This window comes from uncultured Paenibacillus sp., assembly GCF_963515335.1.
GTDB lineage: Bacteria > Bacillota > Bacilli > Paenibacillales > Paenibacillaceae > Paenibacillus_I.
On the sequence record NZ_CAUPYC010000004.1, the window covers coordinates 84,535 to 101,831 of the forward strand.

At 60.5% G+C, this 17,297-nt stretch carries 21 protein-coding genes, 1 pseudogene and 1 riboswitch; of the genes and pseudogenes, 1 reads left to right on the forward strand and 21 read right to left on the reverse strand.

Features of this window, described 5'->3' with window-relative positions; translation table 11 throughout:
• Positions 1–13: 13 nt before the first annotated feature.
• The 13 genes from atpD to RWM61_RS02555 all read right to left on the reverse strand — a co-directional run bounded on the left by atpD (position 14) and on the right by RWM61_RS02555 (position 9,561).
• Positions 14–1,417, reverse strand: coding sequence for a F0F1 ATP synthase subunit beta (atpD, locus tag RWM61_RS02495; RefSeq protein ID WP_313997030.1), 1,404 nt, complete (start codon positions 1,415–1,417; stop codon positions 14–16).
• A gap of 72 nt (positions 1,418–1,489) precedes the next feature.
• A complete protein-coding gene (gene atpG, locus RWM61_RS02500) occupies positions 1,490–2,356 on the reverse strand; it encodes an ATP synthase F1 subunit gamma (protein ID WP_313997032.1) in 867 nt (288 codons plus the stop codon).
• Positions 2,357–2,444: 88 nt separating this feature from the next.
• Complete coding sequence (gene atpA, locus RWM61_RS02505) at positions 2,445–3,953, reverse strand: F0F1 ATP synthase subunit alpha (protein ID WP_313997034.1); 1,509 nt, start codon at positions 3,951–3,953, stop codon at positions 2,445–2,447.
• Between the two features lie 15 nt (positions 3,954–3,968).
• Entirely contained in the window at positions 3,969–4,517 is a 549-nt protein-coding gene (locus RWM61_RS02510; protein ID WP_313997036.1) for a F0F1 ATP synthase subunit delta, read from the reverse strand.
• Entirely contained in the window at positions 4,514–4,999 is a 486-nt protein-coding gene (gene atpF, locus RWM61_RS02515) for a F0F1 ATP synthase subunit B (protein ID WP_313997038.1), read from the reverse strand. Before atpF ends, RWM61_RS02510 begins: the two co-directional genes overlap by 4 nt.
• A 151-nt stretch (positions 5,000–5,150) precedes the next feature.
• Positions 5,151–5,366 (reverse strand): F0F1 ATP synthase subunit C, encoded by a 216-nt coding sequence (gene atpE / locus RWM61_RS02520; protein WP_036583039.1) that lies wholly within the window; start codon positions 5,364–5,366, stop codon positions 5,151–5,153.
• 94 nt (positions 5,367–5,460) lie between these two features.
• Positions 5,461–6,258, reverse strand: a complete 798-nt coding sequence (gene atpB / locus RWM61_RS02525) for a F0F1 ATP synthase subunit A (RefSeq protein ID WP_313997041.1) — start codon at positions 6,256–6,258, stop codon at positions 5,461–5,463.
• A gap of 9 nt (positions 6,259–6,267) precedes the next feature.
• Positions 6,268–6,648 carry an ATP synthase subunit I gene (locus RWM61_RS02530; RefSeq protein ID WP_313997043.1) on the reverse strand — a complete coding sequence of 127 codons (381 nt, stop codon included), beginning with the start codon at positions 6,646–6,648 and terminating at the stop codon, positions 6,268–6,270.
• The gene (locus tag RWM61_RS02535) at positions 6,641–6,862 is read right to left on the reverse strand and encodes an AtpZ/AtpI family protein (RefSeq protein WP_313997045.1); all 222 of its coding nucleotides are present in this window, start codon (positions 6,860–6,862) and stop codon (positions 6,641–6,643) included. The genes RWM61_RS02530 and RWM61_RS02535 overlap by 8 nt, the downstream gene beginning before the upstream one ends.
• A 206-nt stretch (positions 6,863–7,068) precedes the next feature.
• On the reverse strand, positions 7,069–8,211 hold the full coding sequence (gene wecB / locus RWM61_RS02540; protein WP_313997047.1) for a non-hydrolyzing UDP-N-acetylglucosamine 2-epimerase: 1,143 nt from the start codon (positions 8,209–8,211) through the stop codon (positions 7,069–7,071).
• 33 nt (positions 8,212–8,244) lie between these two features.
• A complete protein-coding gene (gene upp / locus RWM61_RS02545; protein WP_313997049.1) occupies positions 8,245–8,874 on the reverse strand; it encodes a uracil phosphoribosyltransferase in 630 nt (209 codons plus the stop codon).
• Positions 8,875–9,048: 174 nt separating this feature from the next.
• The gene (locus RWM61_RS02550) at positions 9,049–9,180 is read right to left on the reverse strand and encodes an ANTAR domain-containing protein (protein ID WP_313997135.1); all 132 of its coding nucleotides are present in this window, start codon (positions 9,178–9,180) and stop codon (positions 9,049–9,051) included.
• Positions 9,181–9,189: 9 nt separating this feature from the next.
• Complete coding sequence (locus tag RWM61_RS02555) at positions 9,190–9,561, reverse strand: sensor histidine kinase (protein WP_313997051.1); 372 nt, start codon at positions 9,559–9,561, stop codon at positions 9,190–9,192.
• Positions 9,562–9,566: 5 nt separating this feature from the next.
• On the opposite strand from RWM61_RS02555, the pseudogene RWM61_RS02560 reads away from it, so the two are divergent.
• A pseudogene (locus RWM61_RS02560) lies at positions 9,567–9,950 on the forward strand (ethanolamine ammonia-lyase light chain EutC); the annotation flags it as partial.
• Positions 9,951–10,056: 106 nt separating this feature from the next.
• Here RWM61_RS02560 and glyA read toward each other — a convergent pair.
• The 8 genes from glyA to RWM61_RS02600 all read right to left on the reverse strand — a co-directional run bounded on the left by glyA (position 10,057) and on the right by RWM61_RS02600 (position 17,286).
• Positions 10,057–11,304 (reverse strand): serine hydroxymethyltransferase, encoded by a 1,248-nt coding sequence (gene glyA, locus RWM61_RS02565; protein WP_313997053.1) that lies wholly within the window; start codon positions 11,302–11,304, stop codon positions 10,057–10,059.
• A gap of 38 nt (positions 11,305–11,342) precedes the next feature.
• Positions 11,343–11,939 carry a TIGR01440 family protein gene (locus tag RWM61_RS02570; protein WP_313997055.1) on the reverse strand — a complete coding sequence of 199 codons (597 nt, stop codon included), beginning with the start codon at positions 11,937–11,939 and terminating at the stop codon, positions 11,343–11,345.
• Between the two features lie 11 nt (positions 11,940–11,950).
• Positions 11,951–12,409, reverse strand: a complete 459-nt coding sequence (rpiB, locus tag RWM61_RS02575) for a ribose 5-phosphate isomerase B (RefSeq protein ID WP_313997057.1) — start codon at positions 12,407–12,409, stop codon at positions 11,951–11,953.
• Positions 12,410–12,503: 94 nt separating this feature from the next.
• Positions 12,504–12,584: riboswitch (ZMP/ZTP riboswitch) on the reverse strand.
• A 38-nt stretch (positions 12,585–12,622) separates the two neighbouring features.
• Positions 12,623–13,225: a low molecular weight protein arginine phosphatase gene (locus RWM61_RS02580; protein ID WP_313997059.1), complete on the reverse strand. Its 603-nt coding sequence runs from the start codon at positions 13,223–13,225 to the stop codon at positions 12,623–12,625.
• An 82-nt stretch (positions 13,226–13,307) separates the two neighbouring features.
• On the reverse strand, positions 13,308–13,880 hold the full coding sequence (locus tag RWM61_RS02585) for a manganese efflux pump (RefSeq protein ID WP_313997061.1): 573 nt from the start codon (positions 13,878–13,880) through the stop codon (positions 13,308–13,310).
• Between the two features lie 231 nt (positions 13,881–14,111).
• Positions 14,112–15,212 (reverse strand): L-threonylcarbamoyladenylate synthase, encoded by a 1,101-nt coding sequence (locus RWM61_RS02590; RefSeq protein ID WP_313997063.1) that lies wholly within the window; start codon positions 15,210–15,212, stop codon positions 14,112–14,114.
• A gap of 133 nt (positions 15,213–15,345) precedes the next feature.
• Positions 15,346–16,014 (reverse strand): stage II sporulation protein R, encoded by a 669-nt coding sequence (spoIIR, locus tag RWM61_RS02595; RefSeq protein WP_313997065.1) that lies wholly within the window; start codon positions 16,012–16,014, stop codon positions 15,346–15,348.
• 105 nt (positions 16,015–16,119) lie between these two features.
• Positions 16,120–17,286: a HemK/PrmC family methyltransferase gene (locus RWM61_RS02600; protein WP_313997067.1), complete on the reverse strand. Its 1,167-nt coding sequence runs from the start codon at positions 17,284–17,286 to the stop codon at positions 16,120–16,122.
• Between the last annotated feature and the right edge of the window lie 11 nt (positions 17,287–17,297).

Consider the following 17,297-nt stretch of genomic DNA (forward strand, 5'->3'; position numbering starts at 1 on the left):
CGCCTCCTACGCCTTACAGCGTTTTGGCTTTCTCCACAGCCTCTTCGATCGTGCCTACATAACGGAATGCCGGCTCCGGCAGCTCGTCATGCTTGCCTTCAAGAATTTCCTTGAAGCTGCGCACGGTTTCCTTAACCGGAACGTAGATCCCTTTCTGGCCCGTGAACGGTTCCGCAACGTGGAACGGCTGGGACAGGAAATTCTGGATTTTACGAGCGCGGGCAACGGTCAGCTTGTCTTCCTCGGACAATTCGTCCATACCGAGGATCGCGATGATGTCCTGCAGCTCTTTGTAGCGCTGCAGAATACGCTTAACGCCTTGCGCAACGTCATAGTGCTCTTGCCCGACGACTTCCGGAGTCAGAATCCGCGAGCTGGAAGCCAGCGGGTCAACGGCCGGGAAGATGCCCATCTCGGAAATTTTACGCTCCAGGTTCGTCGTTGCGTCCAAATGGGCGAACGTCGTGGCAGGAGCCGGGTCGGTATAATCGTCCGCCGGCACGTAGATCGCCTGGATCGACGTAACGGAGCCTTTTTTCGTCGAGGTGATACGCTCCTGCAGCTGACCCATCTCGGTTGCCAGCGTCGGCTGGTAACCTACCGCGGAAGGCATCCGGCCGAGAAGGGCGGAAACCTCGGAGCCCGCTTGCGTGAAGCGGAAAATGTTGTCGATAAAGAGCAGAACGTCGCGGCCTTCCGCGTCGCGGAAGTACTCGGCCATCGTCAGACCCGTCAGGGCAACGCGCAGGCGCGCACCCGGCGGCTCGTTCATTTGTCCGAACACCATCGCCGTTTTGCCGATAACGCCGGAGTCCTTCATCTCGTGGTACAAGTCGTTCCCTTCACGCGTACGCTCGCCCACGCCGGCGAATACGGAGATACCGCCGTGCTCCTGCGCGATGTTGTTGATAAGCTCTTGGATCGTAACGGTTTTGCCTACGCCTGCGCCGCCGAAAAGGCCGATCTTGCCGCCCTTGGCGTAAGGCGCGAGCAGGTCGATAACCTTGATGCCGGTTTCCAGGATTTCCGCTTGCGTCGACAGCTCGTCGAACGCCGGCGCCTGACGGTGAATCGGCAGCGTGACTTCGGCTGCCGGGGCCGGCTCGTTGTCGATCGGCTCGCCGAGTACGTTGAATACGCGGCCGAGCGTTGCGGTGCCGACCGGTACCGTGATCGGACCGCCGAGGTCGATCGCGTCAATGCCGCGCACCAGACCGTCGGTGGAGCTCATGGCGACTGCGCGAACCATGTTGTCTCCGAGATGGACGGCCACTTCAAGCGTCAGGCTGAGATCCTTCGCGCCTTGCCGGCCTTTTTGTTCGATTTTGATCGCGTTCAGGATGTCCGGCAGTTGTCCGCGTTCGAACTCGATGTCGACGACCGGACCGGTGACGGATATCACGCGTCCCTTTTTCATGGTTTTCCCTCCTGTTTCCTGCATCTCACACTGCGTTCATATCCCAAGCGGTCCGGCAGCGCCGGAATCGCTTTAGCCTTGTGCGTTCGCGCCGGCGACGATCTCGGAAATCTCCTGCGTAATGGCCGCTTGGCGCGCCCGGTTGTACGACAGGGTCAGACTCTGGATCATCTTCTGCGCGTTCTTCGTCGCGGAGCCCATTGCGGTCATCTTCGCGCCGAATTCGCTCGCTTTACCTTCCAGCATCGCGCTGTAAATGATCGTTTCCGCATACTTCGGAAGCAGAACGTTCAGCACGTCTTCCGCGGAAGGCTCATATTCGTAGCTCGTTACGCCGACCGCCGCGCCTGCGGTGACATCGCTCAGCGGCAGCAGCTTTTTCTCGGTCGGAATCTGGGTCAGCGCGTTAACGAACTCGTTGTAGTACAAGTACAGCTCGTCGTAGACGCCTTCTTCGAAGCCTGTGACCGCCTGGTTTGCGATCGACTTGATGTCGGCGAAGCTCGGCGAGTCGGACAGGCCCGTCACTTCCTGCCGGATCGGCATGTTGCGGCGGCGGAAGTAGTCGCGGCCTTTGCGGCCGATGACGAACAGTTCATACTCGTCGGCCGACTTGTGACGCTCGCGGATAGTGACGAACACTTTACGCAGAATGTTCGCGTTGTAGCCGCCGGCCAGACCGCGGTCGGACGTAATGATGAGATAACCGGTCTTCTTGATCTCGCGCGCTTGCAGCAAAGGATGCTTGACGCCCTTCGTGCCGGCCGCGATGCTCGCGACGACCTCTTTGATCTTATCCGCGTAAGGGCGCGCAGCCGTCGCCGCCTCTTGCGCACGGCGCAATTTCGCCGCCGCGACCATTTCCATCGCTTTGGTGATCTGCATCGTGTTCTGGGTCGACTTGATCCGGCTTTTTACTTCACGCATGCCTTTAGCCATTGTGGTTTCACCCGCCTTCGTATTGCAGTAAGCCGCTTCCGTTGGACGTTCCGGTCACGGTATTCATGGTATGGAGAGAACTTTCCTGTCAGACGGCGAAGCTTCTTTTGAACTTCGTGATGGCGTCCGCCAGCGCTTTCTCGGTATCGGCGCTCAGATCCTTGGAGTCGCGGATCGCGGTTGCGATTTCCGGATTGTTCGAGTCCAGGTAAGCATGCAGCTCTTGCTCGAAGCGGCCGACCTTGTCAACCGGCAGATCGTCCAGGTGCCCTTTAACGGCTGCGAAGATGGAGATAACCTGCTTCTCGACCGGCAGCGGCTGGTTGACGCCTTGCTTCAGGATTTCAAGCGTACGGGCACCGCGCGTCAGCTGTGCCTGCGTCGCTTTGTCGAGGTCGGAGCCGAACGCCGCGAATGCCGCGAGCGAACGGTATGCCGCCAGGTCCAGACGGAGCGTGCCGGCAACCTTCTTCATCGCTTTGATCTGTGCCGCGCCGCCTACGCGGGAGACGGAGATGCCGACGTTGACTGCCGGACGCTGGCCGGAATAGAACAGGTCGGACTCGAGGAAGATCTGGCCGTCGGTGATCGAGATCACGTTCGTCGGGATGTATGCCGAAACGTCGGACGCCTGCGTCTCGATGAACGGCAGTGCGGTCAAGGAACCGCCGCCGAGCTCGTCATTCAGCTTCGCCGCGCGCTCCAGCAGACGGGAGTGCAGGTAGAAAACGTCGCCCGGGTAAGCTTCACGGCCCGGCGGACGGCGGAGCAGCAGGGAGAGCTCGCGGTATGCGGCCGCCTGCTTGGACAGGTCGTCGTAAATAACGAGCACGTGCTCGCCTTTGTACATGAAGTATTCGCCCATTGCGCAGCCTGCGTAAGGAGCCAGGAAGAGCAGCGGGGACGGCTCGGAAGCCGAAGCGGTTACGACGATCGTATAATCGAGCGCGCCGTGGCGGCGAAGCGTTTCAACGACGTTGGCCACCGTCGATTGCTTCTGGCCGATGGCGACGTAGATGCATTTCACGCCGTTGCCTTTTTGGTTGATGATCGTATCGATTGCGATCGCGGTTTTACCGGTTTGGCGGTCGCCGATGATGAGCTCGCGTTGGCCGCGGCCGATCGGAACCATCGAGTCGATCGCTTTGATGCCGGTTTGCATCGGCTCATGAACCGATTTCCGTGCGAATACGCCCGGAGCCGGGGATTCCACCGGACGGAATTCCGTCGTCGTCACAGGGCCTTTGCCGTCGACCGGCTGGCCGAGCGGGTTTACGACGCGGCCGAGCAGCGCTTCGCCTACCGGCACTTCCATAATGCGGCCGGTGCGCTTCACCTGGTCGCCTTCGCGGATATCCGTGTAAGGTCCGAGGATAACGACACCGACGTTGTTTTCCTCCAGGTTGAGGGCCATGCCGACAACGCCGTTGGCGAATTCGAGCAATTCGCCGGACATGGCGTTCTCCAGGCCGTGCACGCGCGCGATACCGTCACCGACTTGGATGACCGTGCCGACGTCGACGACTTGAATTTCCGATTTATATTGTTCGATCTGCTGCTTGATCAGCGTGCTGATCTCATCAGGTCTGATACTCAATTCGCTCACCCCTATCTACAGTGCTTGAGATTTCAACGATTGTTCGAGCCGCGCCAGCTTGCCGGACAAGCTGCCGTCGTACAGACGGTCGCCGATCCGCACCTGGATGCCGCCGAGCAGCGAAGGCTCCACGACTTGCTCCGCGCGGATCGCCTTGCCGGCGACCGCACTGAAACGCGCGACTACTTTCGTCATTTCGTCAGCGTCGAGCGGCTTGGCGGTGTATACGATAGCGTCCGCTTGTCCGAGCGCCTCGCCCGCCACTTTCTTATAGGCGTTATATACGCCTTCAAGATCTTCCTGACGGCCGCGCTCCACAAGCAGCTCGATCGTATTCAGGACCGCATCCGACACTTTGCCGGACAGCGCTTGCTTCAGGATCGCGATCTTGCGGGAGGTTTCGATGTTCGGGAAAGCGAGAAACTTTCCGATTTCCGCATCCGATCCGATCGCCAGGGCGACCGCTTTCAGTTCCTGCTCGACGTCGGCAACCGCGTTGCTCTCGCCGGCCACCTCGAACAGCGCTTTGGCGTAACGTTTCGCTACGACGGACTCCCGGCTCATGACGACTTCCCTACTTCATTCAGGTATTGGTCGACCAACTGCTCCTGGGACTTCTCGTCGATTTGCTTCTCGATGATCTTCGAAGCGATGAGGACGGACATGCCGCTCACCTGGCTGCGAAGAGCCGCGATCGCTTTGTTCTTCTCGTTCTCGATATCTTTAACGGCTTCATCCTTCAGGCGTACCGATTCCGCCTTGGCTCCCGCCAGAATGTCGTCCGCCTGCCTGGAGCTCGTCGCCCTGGCTTGCTCGATAATCTCGTACGCTTCCTTGCGCGCTTGCTGGAGCGCCTGCTTCTGCTCTTCCAGCAGCTTTTCCGCATCCTTGCGGCTCGTTTCGGCGGCCGAGATCTCTTCTTTCACAAGCTCTCTGCGCTTCTCCATTATTCCGAACAAAGGACCGAATGCATATTTATTCAACAGCAAATATAAGCCCAAGAAAGCAATCATGGTAATGACTGTCGTTTCCCAATTAAATTCCACGGCTGACACTCCTTTCTTACTGAATGATTTGCGCTCGCGGCAGAAAGGGAAGGAGACTTCCCCGATTTGTTGAATAGTTGGGTTTGGAGCCCTCAAAACGAAGGCGTGGAGGGCTGACGCCTTCCCCGCCGCGCTCGTTCCGATTCAGTTGTTACGCACCGAAGTAGAGCAGGAAGCCGATAACGACGCCGATGATCGGTACAACCTCGACGATACCGACGCCGATAAACATCGTCGTTTGCAGCGTACCGCGGAGTTCCGGCTGACGGGAAATGCCTTCGACTGTCTTGCTGACGATCATACCGTTACCAATACCTGCGCCGAGCGCGCCCAAACCGATTGCCAAAGCTGCTGCCAAAAATTCCATTTGTAAATCCTCCTCAATAATTGGGTAGTAGTCTGTTATATGGTTCGATCCCGGCCGTTCGCCCAAGGAGCCGCCGAGTTAATACGGGGAGCGATCAGTGGTGATCGTCGTCGTGTTCATGGACGGTAGCCTGTGAAATGTATACCATCGTCAGAATCGTGAACAGGAACGCCTGAATGGCGCCTACAAAAATACTGAAGCCCTGCCATACCGCCATAAGCGGCAGGCCGATCCACCCCATCATCAGAATGGTTGCAATGAGCACCTCGCCGGCGAAAATGTTGGCGTATAGACGAAGAGCCAGCGTGAGCGGCTTTGCGGCTTCTTTCATCACGTTAAGCGGAAAGAAGATCGGAAACGGCTCGAAATAGTGCTTCAGGTAATGCTTCGTATTGCGGGTCAATCCCAGGTAATGCACGAGCACGAACACGATGAGTGCCAGGCCGGCCGTTACGGACAGGTCCGCCGTCGGCGACTTCCACCAGGCGAAAGAAATATGTTTGCCTTCCTCGTGCAGACGCTCCACTTCTTCCCCGCTCATGATTTCCATACCGAGCACGGTCACAGGCCCTTTGTACGTATCGTCCAGCTCCGTCACGACACCGAACGGAAGCCCGAGCAGGTTGGAGACGAAAATGAACATAATCAGCGTCATGCCCAGCGACACATAGGTCTTCACCTTGCTCAAGGGCATGGTGCTCGCAATCGTGTTGTGCACGAATTCGACGACCCATTCCATAAAGTTCTGAATCTTGGACGGATTATGGACCGACAGATTGCCGACCGCCGCCCTCGCAAGCGCAAACACGACGATGCACGAGACAAGAATCGCGATGATCGAAGAAAGGTCGAAATTCAAGCCTCCGAGCTCAACGACCGGAAAAAAATGCATGCAGTAATTTCACCCCTTTCCACCGGATCCATTTTTATTGTTTGTAATTGCTGTAAAAAAAACCGCGAGCTGAACAAAAAAACAACTTGCCAACGCAGCGGGCAATGCAAAAAGTTCCGGAAACCGGTAAGCGGTCATAACGGCGAGAAGCACGGTCGCCAGCCGCCCGGCGAGGCCGAGCGTCATTTTCCTCTCTCCATGTTCCGCCGCGGTCTTGCCGATGAACTCGATCCGCCTGCGCAATAAAAACGCATTCACGACACTGGCCGACGTCCCCAGAATCAGTCCGGCCGCAACCGGCCTGCCTTCGGGCACCAGCGCCCATGCCGCCAGCAGCGCGGACATAAAAAAAAGCGCGGCGCGTACGGCCTTCTTCAACATGTCATCCATCGGCATCCCCCAGTACACGCTTCAGCAAAATGACGCACGAAAGTATACCGGCGGCCAGACCGAACAGAATCCCGCCGACGATCCATCCGCGGGTTCCGCCAAGCCAATCCCCCAGAAAATAGCCCAACAAGATGCATATCGCGAAATCCAGCCCCATGACTCCCGCCAATCCGGCGGCGCGCCAGGGGTTATCGTCGCTGCGCTTCTTATTCATCGGCTTGTACTCCTGTTAATCCTCATTTATTTTATCCAAGCGACGTAACCTTTGTCAATTGATATAAAATCAAACATTTGGTGAACAGGCAAACGCAAACCCTTGATACTGCTCGATTTTTCCACACACTCAACCATACAGTGCCACTGTATGCTGTATTCTTTCACTTTATCGGAACAGCTGTGAACATTGTGTGTCCGGCGCGCTTATACCGAGAACGTATCCGGCCGTTCGCTGCGGCGTCCGAAATGATGCAGAATCGCCTGCACGATCCGCTCCGATGCCCGCCCGTCGCCGTAAGGGTTGGCCGCCTTGCTCATCCGCTCGTAGGCGTTGCGGTCGGTGAGCAGCTTGCGCGCGCCCTCGAAGACGTTGTTTTCATCCGTGCCGACCAGCTCGAGCGTGCCTGCCGCAATGCCCTCCGGCCGTTCCGTCGTGTCGCGCAGCACCAGCGTGGGCACCCCGAACGACGGCGCTTCTTCCTGCAAGCCGCCCGAGTCCGTCATGATCATATAGGCGTGCGGGTAGAAGTTATGGAACTCGAACACGTCGAGCGGCTCGATCAGCCGGATGCGCGGATGGCCGCCGAGAATCTCGTTCGCCGGCTCGCGCACGGCGGGGTTCGGGTGCACGGCGTAGACGAACGCGACATCCTCGAACTCGTCCGCCAATCTTTTCACCGCGCGGAAAATGTTCCGGTGAGGCTCGCCGATCGCCTCCCGCCGATGGGCCGTCATCAGCACCAGGCGCTTCCCCTGCGCCCATTCCAGCACCGGGTGGGAGAAAGAGGGGTCGACCGTGTATTGAAAAACGTCGGCCGCCGTATTGCCTGTTACGTAAACGCGGGATTCCGGCTTGTTCTCCTTAAGGAGATTGCCCGCGGACCAGTCCGTCGGCGCGAAGTGTACGTCGGACAGGACGCCCGCCAGCTGGCGGTTCATTTCTTCGGGATACGGCGACAGCTTGTTCCAGGTGCGCAAGCCCGCTTCCACATGCCCCACCTGAATCTGCTGCAGGAACGCGGCGTAGCTCGCAAGGAACGTCGTTTGCGTATCGCCGTGCACCAGCACGATATCCGGCTTCGCTTCCGTCAACACAGGCTCCAAGCCTTCAATCACGCGGATCGTCGTTCCCGTGAGCGTCTGCCGCTCCTTCATGACGTTCAAATCGTAATCCGGACGGATTTCGAAAAATTGCAGCACCTGGTCCAGCATGTCGCGGTGCTGCGCGGTTACGCAAACGATCGGGTCGATCTCATCGGGGTACTTCTGCAGCTCGAGAACGAGCGGCGCCATCTTCACCGCTTCCGGACGGGTGCCAAATACGGTCATGACCTTCAATTTATGCAAGACAGTCACTCCTAAATCAAGTTGTGAAAAAGATTACTTCGTGCCGAACAGCCGGTCGCCCGCGTCTCCGAGGCCCGGCACGATATAGCCGTGCTCATTCAGCCGTTCGTCCAAGGCGGCGACGTACAGATCGACGTCGGGATGCGCGGCTCGCACCGCTTCGACGCCCTCCGGCGCTGCGATCAGCACCATGAGCTTCAAATGCGCGCAGCCCCTGTTCTTGAGCGCGGTGAGCGCCGCATTCGCCGAGCCGCCGGTCGCGAGCATCGGGTCGATGACGATCAGCATCCGCTCCTGCGCGTCGGTAGGCAGATTTATGTAGTATTCGACCGGCTGAAGCGTTTCCTCGTTGCGGTACAGGCCGATGTGGCCGACCTTGGCGGACGGGATCAGCTGCAGGATGCCGTCGACCATGCCCAGCCCCGCGCGCAGGATCGGCACCAATCCGATCATGCGGCCGGACAGCACGGCGCTCTCCGTCCTCGCAACCGGCGTTTCGATCGTGATATGCTTGAGCGGCGCCTCGCGCGTAATCTCGTATGCCATCAACGTCGCCACCTCGCCGACCAGCTCGCGGAAATCTTTGGTGATCGTGTTCCTGTCGCGAATGAACGTCAGCTTGTGCTGAATTAATGGATGGTCGCAAATGACCAGTTTGCCCATGCGTGCTCCTCCTTGCCCTGGCTTCGCGTACCGGGACCGCCCGGCGCTCCGTTCAGGCCCATAATCCCGTATATTATACCATTGTGAAGACAAGTCTGCACAACCGGATTTGCTGCAGTTGGGCGTCCGCCGGAAGAGCGGCGTACATTTTCAATAAGGATTTCGACAAAGGCGCTAATCGTCCAGACGCCCGTGAAGCAAAATGCGATCGGCGGCCTGCTCCATTTTGATGCGGTGAGTCATGCAATAGGATTGCAGGCGCCTGGTCGCCTCCTCCTCGCTCCATCGGTAAACCTGCATGAGGATGCCTTTCGCCTAAGTCAAATTTTTCACGATTTCGAGCCCCAACGAATCGGACCCTGCCATACGGTCCGCTCCGGCGCCGTCATCCGCGACCGTCATCACGAGTTGATTGCCGTCGCTGCGGAGAACAACGCCGATCGTTCCTTGCGTCCTGCCGATAAAAGCATGCTTGAGGCTGTTCTGGATCAACTCCGTCAGGATAAGCGCCAAAGATACCGCCTGATGGGATTCGAGCTCCACATCCTCAACGGCCAGCTCCAGCTTCACGTCGCAGTCCGCAATCCCGTAGACCAGCATTTTGGAAAGCTTGCCGATGATCCGGCTCATCCCCACGCTTTCGATTCCGTTGTAGGACAACACCTCATGGACGGTAGCAATGCTCATAATGCGGCTTAAGCGCCAATGCCGTTCGGGACAATCTGGCGGACGTCTTCCCGGCGCTGATGGACTCCCTCTCCGCATGCGGCCTGCAAACCGGCACCCCTTTCTTCGTCAAAGGCGGACGGGTCGCCTGCATGGATGCCATAGGAGAACTGCTGAAGCCCGAGGCGTTCGTTCTTCTGATCGGAGAGCGACCGGGACTCGTCTGCGCTTCTTCCCTCAGCGCTTATATGTGTTACCGGCTGCGGCAGGGAACCAAAGAGTCCGACCGGATGGTCATTTCCAACATTCACCGCGGAGGCACTCCCCCCGTGGAAGCCGCGGCCCATATCGGGACGGTGCTCCACAAAATGCTCGAACAACAAACGAGCGGCGTCCATCTGATCTTGTAAACCCGGTATATATTCAAATAACAGGCCTCATCATGCAAAAAAGCTGTCCGGCAACATGGCCGAACAGCTTTTTTTCTTCATGCGATCGTTGTTTCGCAATGATCGATTAATATTTCATTTCCGGGTACAGCGGGAACTGTGCCGTCAGGTTGCGGACCATGCCGCGCGCTTTATCGAGGACGCCTTCGTCCTTCGGGTTCTTGAGCGTCATGGCGATGACTTGCGCGATCGTCTTCATCGCGTTCTCGTCCATGCCGCGGGACGTGACGGCCGGCGTGCCGACGCGGATGCCGCTCGTGACGAACGGGCTGGTCGGATCGAACGGAATCGCGTTCTTATTGACCGTGATGGCGACGGAATCGAGCACATGCTCGGCTTCTTTGCCTGTAATGTTCAGGTTGCGCGTGTCGATCAGCATAAGGTGGTTGTCCGTGCCGCCGGAAACGAGGTTCAGCCCCTCGGCGAGCAGCGACTCGGCCAGCACGCGCGCGTTGTTCACGACGTTCTGCGCGTAGGTTTTGAAGGACGGCTGCAGCGCTTCGCCGAGCGCGACGGCCTTCGATGCGATAACGTGCATCAGCGGCCCGCCCTGCGTGCCCGGGAACACGGCTTTGTCGATCGCGGCCGCCCATGGCTGGCGGCACAGGATCAGGCCGCCGCGGGGACCGCGCAGCGTCTTGTGCGTCGTCGTCGTGACAAAATGGGCGTGCGGCACCGGGTTCGGATGCAGGCCGGCCGCAACGAGGCCGGCGATATGCGCCATATCGACCATGAACAGCGCGCCCGTGTCCTGCGCGATTCGGCCGAGCTTCTCGAAATCGATGATGCGCGGGTAGGCGCTGGCGCCCGCCACGATCAAGCGGGGGCGGTGCTTGAACGCCGCTTTGCGCACTTCTTCATAGTCGATCGTGAACGTGTTCTCGTCAACGCCGTAAGCGACGAAGTTGTACAGCAGCCCGGAAGCGTTAACCGGGCTGCCGTGCGTCAGATGGCCGCCGTGGGCCAGATTCATGCCGAGCACGGTGTCGCCCGGCTTGAGCGCCGCCAGGTATACGGCCATATTCGCCTGGGCGCCGGAATGCGGCTGCACGTTGGCATGATCGGCGCCGAACAGCTCCTTCGCGCGGTTGCGGGCGATATCCTCGGCGATGTCGACGTATTCGCATCCGCCGTAGTAGCGCTTGCCCGGATAACCTTCCGCGTATTTGTTCGTCAGCACGGTGCCCATCGCTTCCAGCACCGCTTCGCTGACGATATTTTCGGATGCGATCAACTCGATGTTGTCGCGCTGACGCTGCAGCTCAAGGCCGAGCGCCTTGACGATTTCCGGGTCTTGCTTGCGCAGATTTTCCATGGATTCATGATCCTCCTCAAGTTTTTGTGCTTATGGACTCAATCGCACGTCCCGTTGCCCCCGCCGGCAGGCACTTCGGCCTCCAGCTTGTAGACGGCGCGGGCTCCGCCGATCAGCTTCGGCCTCGTTATCGCCATCGTGACGCGCGCTTCGCCGATCGTGCGGATCGACGGCCTGACCGGCACCGCTACCGGGCGCAAATGCATGCCGATCAGCGTTTCGCCGATGTCGATGCCCGCATGCGCCTGCACGCTCTCCACCAGCACCGCATCCGTCAACTGACGGAAGGCGTACGCCGCCATGGAGCCGCCGGCGCCCGGTATCGGCACGGCCGACACCTCCTCGAGCGCATACTGTTCCGCCGCTTCGCGGGTCGTGACAAGCGCGCGGTTCAAATGCTCGCAGCATTGATACACCGGGTGAAAGCCGATGTCCCGCCGCGCGGCCTCGACCCCCGCATAGATCGCGGCGGCCGCCTCGGTCGTGCCGGACGTGCCGATTCGCTTGCCGATCACTTCGCTCGTGCTCGTCCCGACGACGAGCAGCCGGCCTGCCTGCAGGCGGGCAGCGGACGCAAGCTCGCGAACGACTTTTTCCACATCTGCCGTAATCGCCCTAAACCGATTATCGCTCATGGCCGCACCTCTTAAGGATGCAAAGTGTATTTTTCTTCCAGCGCCCTCACCTTGTTCAGCCGCCCGACGTGCCGCTCGCCATGCGAAAATTCCGTCCCGATCCAAATCTTCACGATCTCCTGCGCAAGGCCTGGCCCGATAACCCGCTCTCCCATGGCCAGCACATTCGAATCGTTGTGATCGCGCGTCGCCTGGGCGGAGAACATATCGTGCACGAGCGCGCAGCGGATGCCCGGGATTTTGTTGGCCGCAATCGACATGCCGATTCCCGTGCCGCAAATGAGAATGCCGCGGTCCGCCTTGCCTTCCATCACCGCATCGCACACCGGAACCGCATAATCCGGATAATCGACCGACTGGCCGCAGTCGCAGCCGAAATCCTCCACCTCGTGGCCGAGCTCCTTCAGGAGCGCCGCGATGTCGTCCTTCAACCGAAAACCTCCGTGATCGGCGCCGATTGCGATTTTCATGACCATCTACCTCCCGTGGTTGTTCGTCATGTCCATTATACCCAATCCCTGCCCAAAAGACGAAAAAAGAGCATGACGCGCTGAATAGCACGCTGCTCTTTGCCCAGGCGACCGGCCGTATGTTCCGATGCTCCACCGTGGTTGCCCACTTCCGTCGCCAGTCACATCGGATCCGTCTTATTGCTACCATCATACCGGATTGCCCGGCGAAAATCAATCGTTCTTTGCGCCCGTTTGACGCGGATTCTCGAGCTGCCCGAGCAATCGGTCGACCGCTTCGGCGATTTCATCGGCCACCTGCTTGTAGCGCTGCAAGGAACCGCCGAACGGATCGGCGATGTCGAAGCTCGGGATGCGCTGCTCCAGCTCAAGCAGCCGGGCGCGTTCCCCGTCGGTCAGCTTCGAGCCGAGCGCCTGGCGAACCTGCCACTCCGAGTAGAGCTGCTCCAGCTCCTCGATATCGGCCAGCACCTGGGACCGATCCTCCACGTATTCCTTCAGCGTGTGGGTTTTGTCCACCGCTTGGGGGAACCGTTCGATGAGATGGCGCTTATGGTTGGTCGTCATCGCCAATATGATATCGGCCCACTCCACTAAGTGGGCCGTAACGGCGCTGGATGCTCCGCCGTGCCGGATGTCCATGGCCCGCAGCGTTTCCTGCGCATGCTCGGATACCGGCAGTCCGTCCATGGTCGATATGCCGGCCGACCGGACCTCAAGCGCGATTCCTCCGGCACGGGCCCGCTCGCGAAGCATGGCTTCCGCCATCGGACTGCGGCAAGTGTTGCCGGTGCAGACGAATAAGACGCGTTTCACGCGGCATTTCCCCTTTCCTCGGCGCCAGCCCGGTTGCCGGACGGCGCCCCGTCCATCGGTTATTGTCCCTTACCACACTCTATTATATTAAAAACAGCACCCCGAATGCGAATAAAATCACACCGCCGCAAGCTTCGCCGTACTCCCCGAGGCTTTGGCCGGCCCTTCGCCCGAGCAGAAGCCCGAGGATGGACATGAGCCCTCCGAAAAAACCGAACATCAGCACGGTGAACAAAATGTCCGTGGCGAACATGCCGAGCGACACGCCTACCGAGAACGAGTCGATGCTCACGCTCAGCGCAAAGAGCAAAACTCCCCAGACGGTGCGATGATTCAGCGACTGAACGGCTTCGCCGCGAAGCGAGCTGTAAACCATATGCCCGCCGAGCAGCACAAGCAAAGCGCCGCCCGCTTTCACGGCCACGTCCCCCAGCAGGGTGCTCATATATTGGCCGGTGTACATGCCCATCAGCGGCATCAAAATGTGAAAAAGCGCGATGATGAAGCTCAGCTTCAGGATGTCGAGCTTCCGGATGCCTTTTAGGCCGATCCCGACCCCGAGCGAAAAGGCGTCCATACCGAGCGCCACCGCCATGACCAGTACGGTCAGCAGTTGGCCCGTGCCCACCATTGCGTCGACTATTGCGACCTGCATCCCTCAATCCCTCCGTGTCCGCGACATTCTCTTCCACTCTATGCGGACAAGTCGGATTTGATGCCGGAGGAGGAATGCCGCCGGCGGGTGTTTAGCGGCACCGCGTGCCGCTAATCGGCCGCTGCGACGGCAAAAGGGACCCTTAGCGGCACCGCGTGCCGCTAAGGCCGGCGAATCGGCGCGTTCACCCGGCCGGTTGCTCGCTTAGCGGCATCGCGTGCCGAAGCATGGCTAAACGCGCACGAGGCGGTTGCCGGCCGCTTTGGCGAGCCGATTCATCAGCGCCAGCCCGATGCCGCAGGGGGCGCAGGCTTCCGCCCAAATGCGCTCCACCCCGAGCCGGTCGAACTCGCGAAGCGCGTCGTAGAGCCGATGGGCGGCCGCTTCGAGCCGCGCCTCGCTCCCTAGCGTCAGAACGGCGTCTGCCCGGAAGCCCGCCGCCCGCTCGTCATAAGTCAGCACGCCGGTCCGGCAGCCGGCCAGCCGGGCGGCCGCCTCCTGCGCTTCGATATAACGGCGGACCGCTTCCGGTTCCCCCGCAACGAGCACCATCTCGCCGCGCGGCGCATAATGCGCATACTTCATGCCGGGCGAGCGAGGCGCACCCGACGCCGCTCCCGCTTCGCCAAACTGCGGGTCGAGCGGCGCCCGAAGCGACTCGTCCAGCTCGACCTCGCAGCCGGCCGCTTGCCGCAGCGCCTCCGGCGTCACCCCGCCGGGCCGCAGAACGCGGATGCGGCCGTCGTCGATTTCCACGACGGTCGACTCCAGTCCCACGTCGGCCGCGCCGCCATCGACCAGACCGTCGATCCGACCGGCCAGGTCGCCCCGCACATGCTCGGCGCGCGTCGGGCTCGGACGGCCCGAGCGGTTCGCGCTCGGCGCCGCGACCGGGCAGCCCGCCGCCGCAATCAGCCGCAGCGCGATCGGATGGGCGGGCATCCGCACCGCGACCGTGTCCAACCCGGCGGTGACGCGCGGCGATACGGCGCCCGGCCGGGCGGGCAGCACAAGCGTGAGCGGGCCGGGCCAGAAACGTTCCATCAGCTTCCGGGCAATCTCGCCATAGGGAAGCACGATCCCTTCCAGCTGCGAGCGGTCCGCTATATGTACAATCAACGGGTTATCGGACGGGCGGCCCTTGGCCGCAAAAACCCGTTCAACCGCCGCCGTATTCGCCGCATCCGCGCCCAGCCCGTATACCGTCTCCGTAGGAAACGCCACCGTGCCGCCTTGCCGCAGCAGGCCGGCGGCTTCGGCTATCGCTTTTTCGGCCGCAGGCCCGTCCCCTTCCCGCATCGTCCAAACCTTCGTCTCTCGTTCCACTTTCATACCCCGCAGCTCCGTTTTTCATTCGCCACATTATAGCACAATCCCGCCGGCCAACAAGCAGGCGCGCAGCGAAAAAACCGAAGCTCGGTGCGGCGGTGCGCCCTCTCCGGCTTCGGTTTATGCGATCGTCTGATTAGCGAAACAGGTTTTTGAAAAATTCGGCAATCGACTTCAGCATCTCCCATACGTAAAACTTCACTTGCGGATCCTCCTGCAGCGGCGACGCCTCCCGGGCAGCGTCTACCGTTGCCGCGGCAGTCTTCACGTCCGTCTCTTCGCCGTTCACCGAACCCGCGAAGCACATCGCCGGGAAAAGCACGCACCACCAGTTCCGCCCCTCGCCCTCGCCCAGCGTAATGCGCAGCGCTTCATAATCGCCGGCCGGATAGAGCCGGCTTCCGTATATTTTGGTCGGGAACGGCACGACGCCGAGCTCGACCTCGGCGCTGTAATCGAAGCCCCGTGCGGCCAGCTCGCTGCGGACAAGCCGCTCGATTTCGGGCAGCCGGCCCTTGAGCTTCAGGCGCGCATCCTCAATCGTCAGCTGACCTCCGTTCGCAAATCGTCCCAAATCGGCCATGACGGCGTCGCGTATTTGTCGTTTAACGGCCTGATCGGCCGGCGAATCCGAATTGGCGACAATGCGGAAACGGATCGCCTGCTCGGGAATGACGCCGCCGGTCAAGGAAGCATCCTTCTGCAGGCTTTCCCAAGACATCACAAGCAGCATAAGTGCGATAAACAGATAGCCGTACGACGCGCGAAAAGGAAACGAATAAAAGAAATGATTGCGGATGACCATGACACAAGCCCCTCTTTCGGGCGCCCGTCGGCGCTCAGCTTGCGTTCCGGAACGGTTCATAGCTCCAGTATGTCCGGTATCCGAATCTTTAAACCTCGCAATCTATCAACAACTTCGGTTAAAACCGATCACATGGCGCTCGATACCCGCGTAGTCCTCAATAATGCGGACTTCATCCCCATAACCTGTATCCCGCAGCATCTGCGCCACCTCCCGGGCTTGGCCTTGACCGAGCTCAAAAGCGACGATACGCGGAATGGCGGCCAGCGCCGGGAGTTGGGCAAGCATGCGCCGGTACGGCTCCAGACCGTCCTCGCCGCCGTCGAGCGCGAGCCGGGGCTCATGGTCGCGCACCTCGCGCTGCAGCCCCTCGATGTCCGCCGCCGGAATGTACGGCGGGTTGGACACGAGCACGTCGATGCGCAGCCCGGCTGTTTCCAGCGCAGGCGGGCGAACATTGCGCTCGGCATGTGCGCGCCGGCTCGCTGAGACATCAGCCTGCGGCTCTCCCTGTGTGCCGGTTCCATCTTCCGCCGCCTCTTGCTTGGCGCCCGCCGGCTTTGCGGTGAACGGCCTAAGCAGGTCGCCCTGCGCGAAAGCCATACGCGCTATCGCCCCGTGACGGGCTGCGTTCAGGCGGGCGACCGCGAGCGCGTCCTTCGACAGATCGGACGCGCACACACGCCAAGCCGGGCGCCGCGCGGCGAGCGTCACGGCAATGGCGCCGCTGCCCGTGCCGACGTCGACCACGGTCGGCGCAGGCGATCCGGGCGCGGGCTCACGCCCGGCCGCGCCCGGCCACAGCCGGTCGGCCGCGGCCAGCAACGCCTCAACCAACAGCTCCGTCTCGGGGCGCGGGATGAGCACCGCCGGCGTTACCGTGAACGGCAGGCCGTAAAACCATTGTTCGCCGACAATATATTGAACAGGCTCGCCGGCCGCCTTGCGCGACACAAGCGCCGTCCATTCCACCCCCCGCTCGGCCGGAAAAGGATCGCGCCAGTCGCGCAGCAATCCTGCGGGCTCTATTCCGAGCAAATGCTGCAGCAGCCGCTCCGCATTCGCCCGCCCCTCATCGACGCCTTGCTCCGACAAGTAGGATGCGGCCTTCAGGCAGGCTTCTCCGACCGTGAGGCCTTGAACCGGTTCGAACCGCAGCGGTCTATCTCCGGCTTCAGTCATCGCGGATACGCTCCCCTCAAGAAACGGCCGGCAAGACTGGCGCTCCGTAAAGCGCCCCTTGCCGGCCGATTGCTTTTTTGCTGATGTCATTCTTGATACGC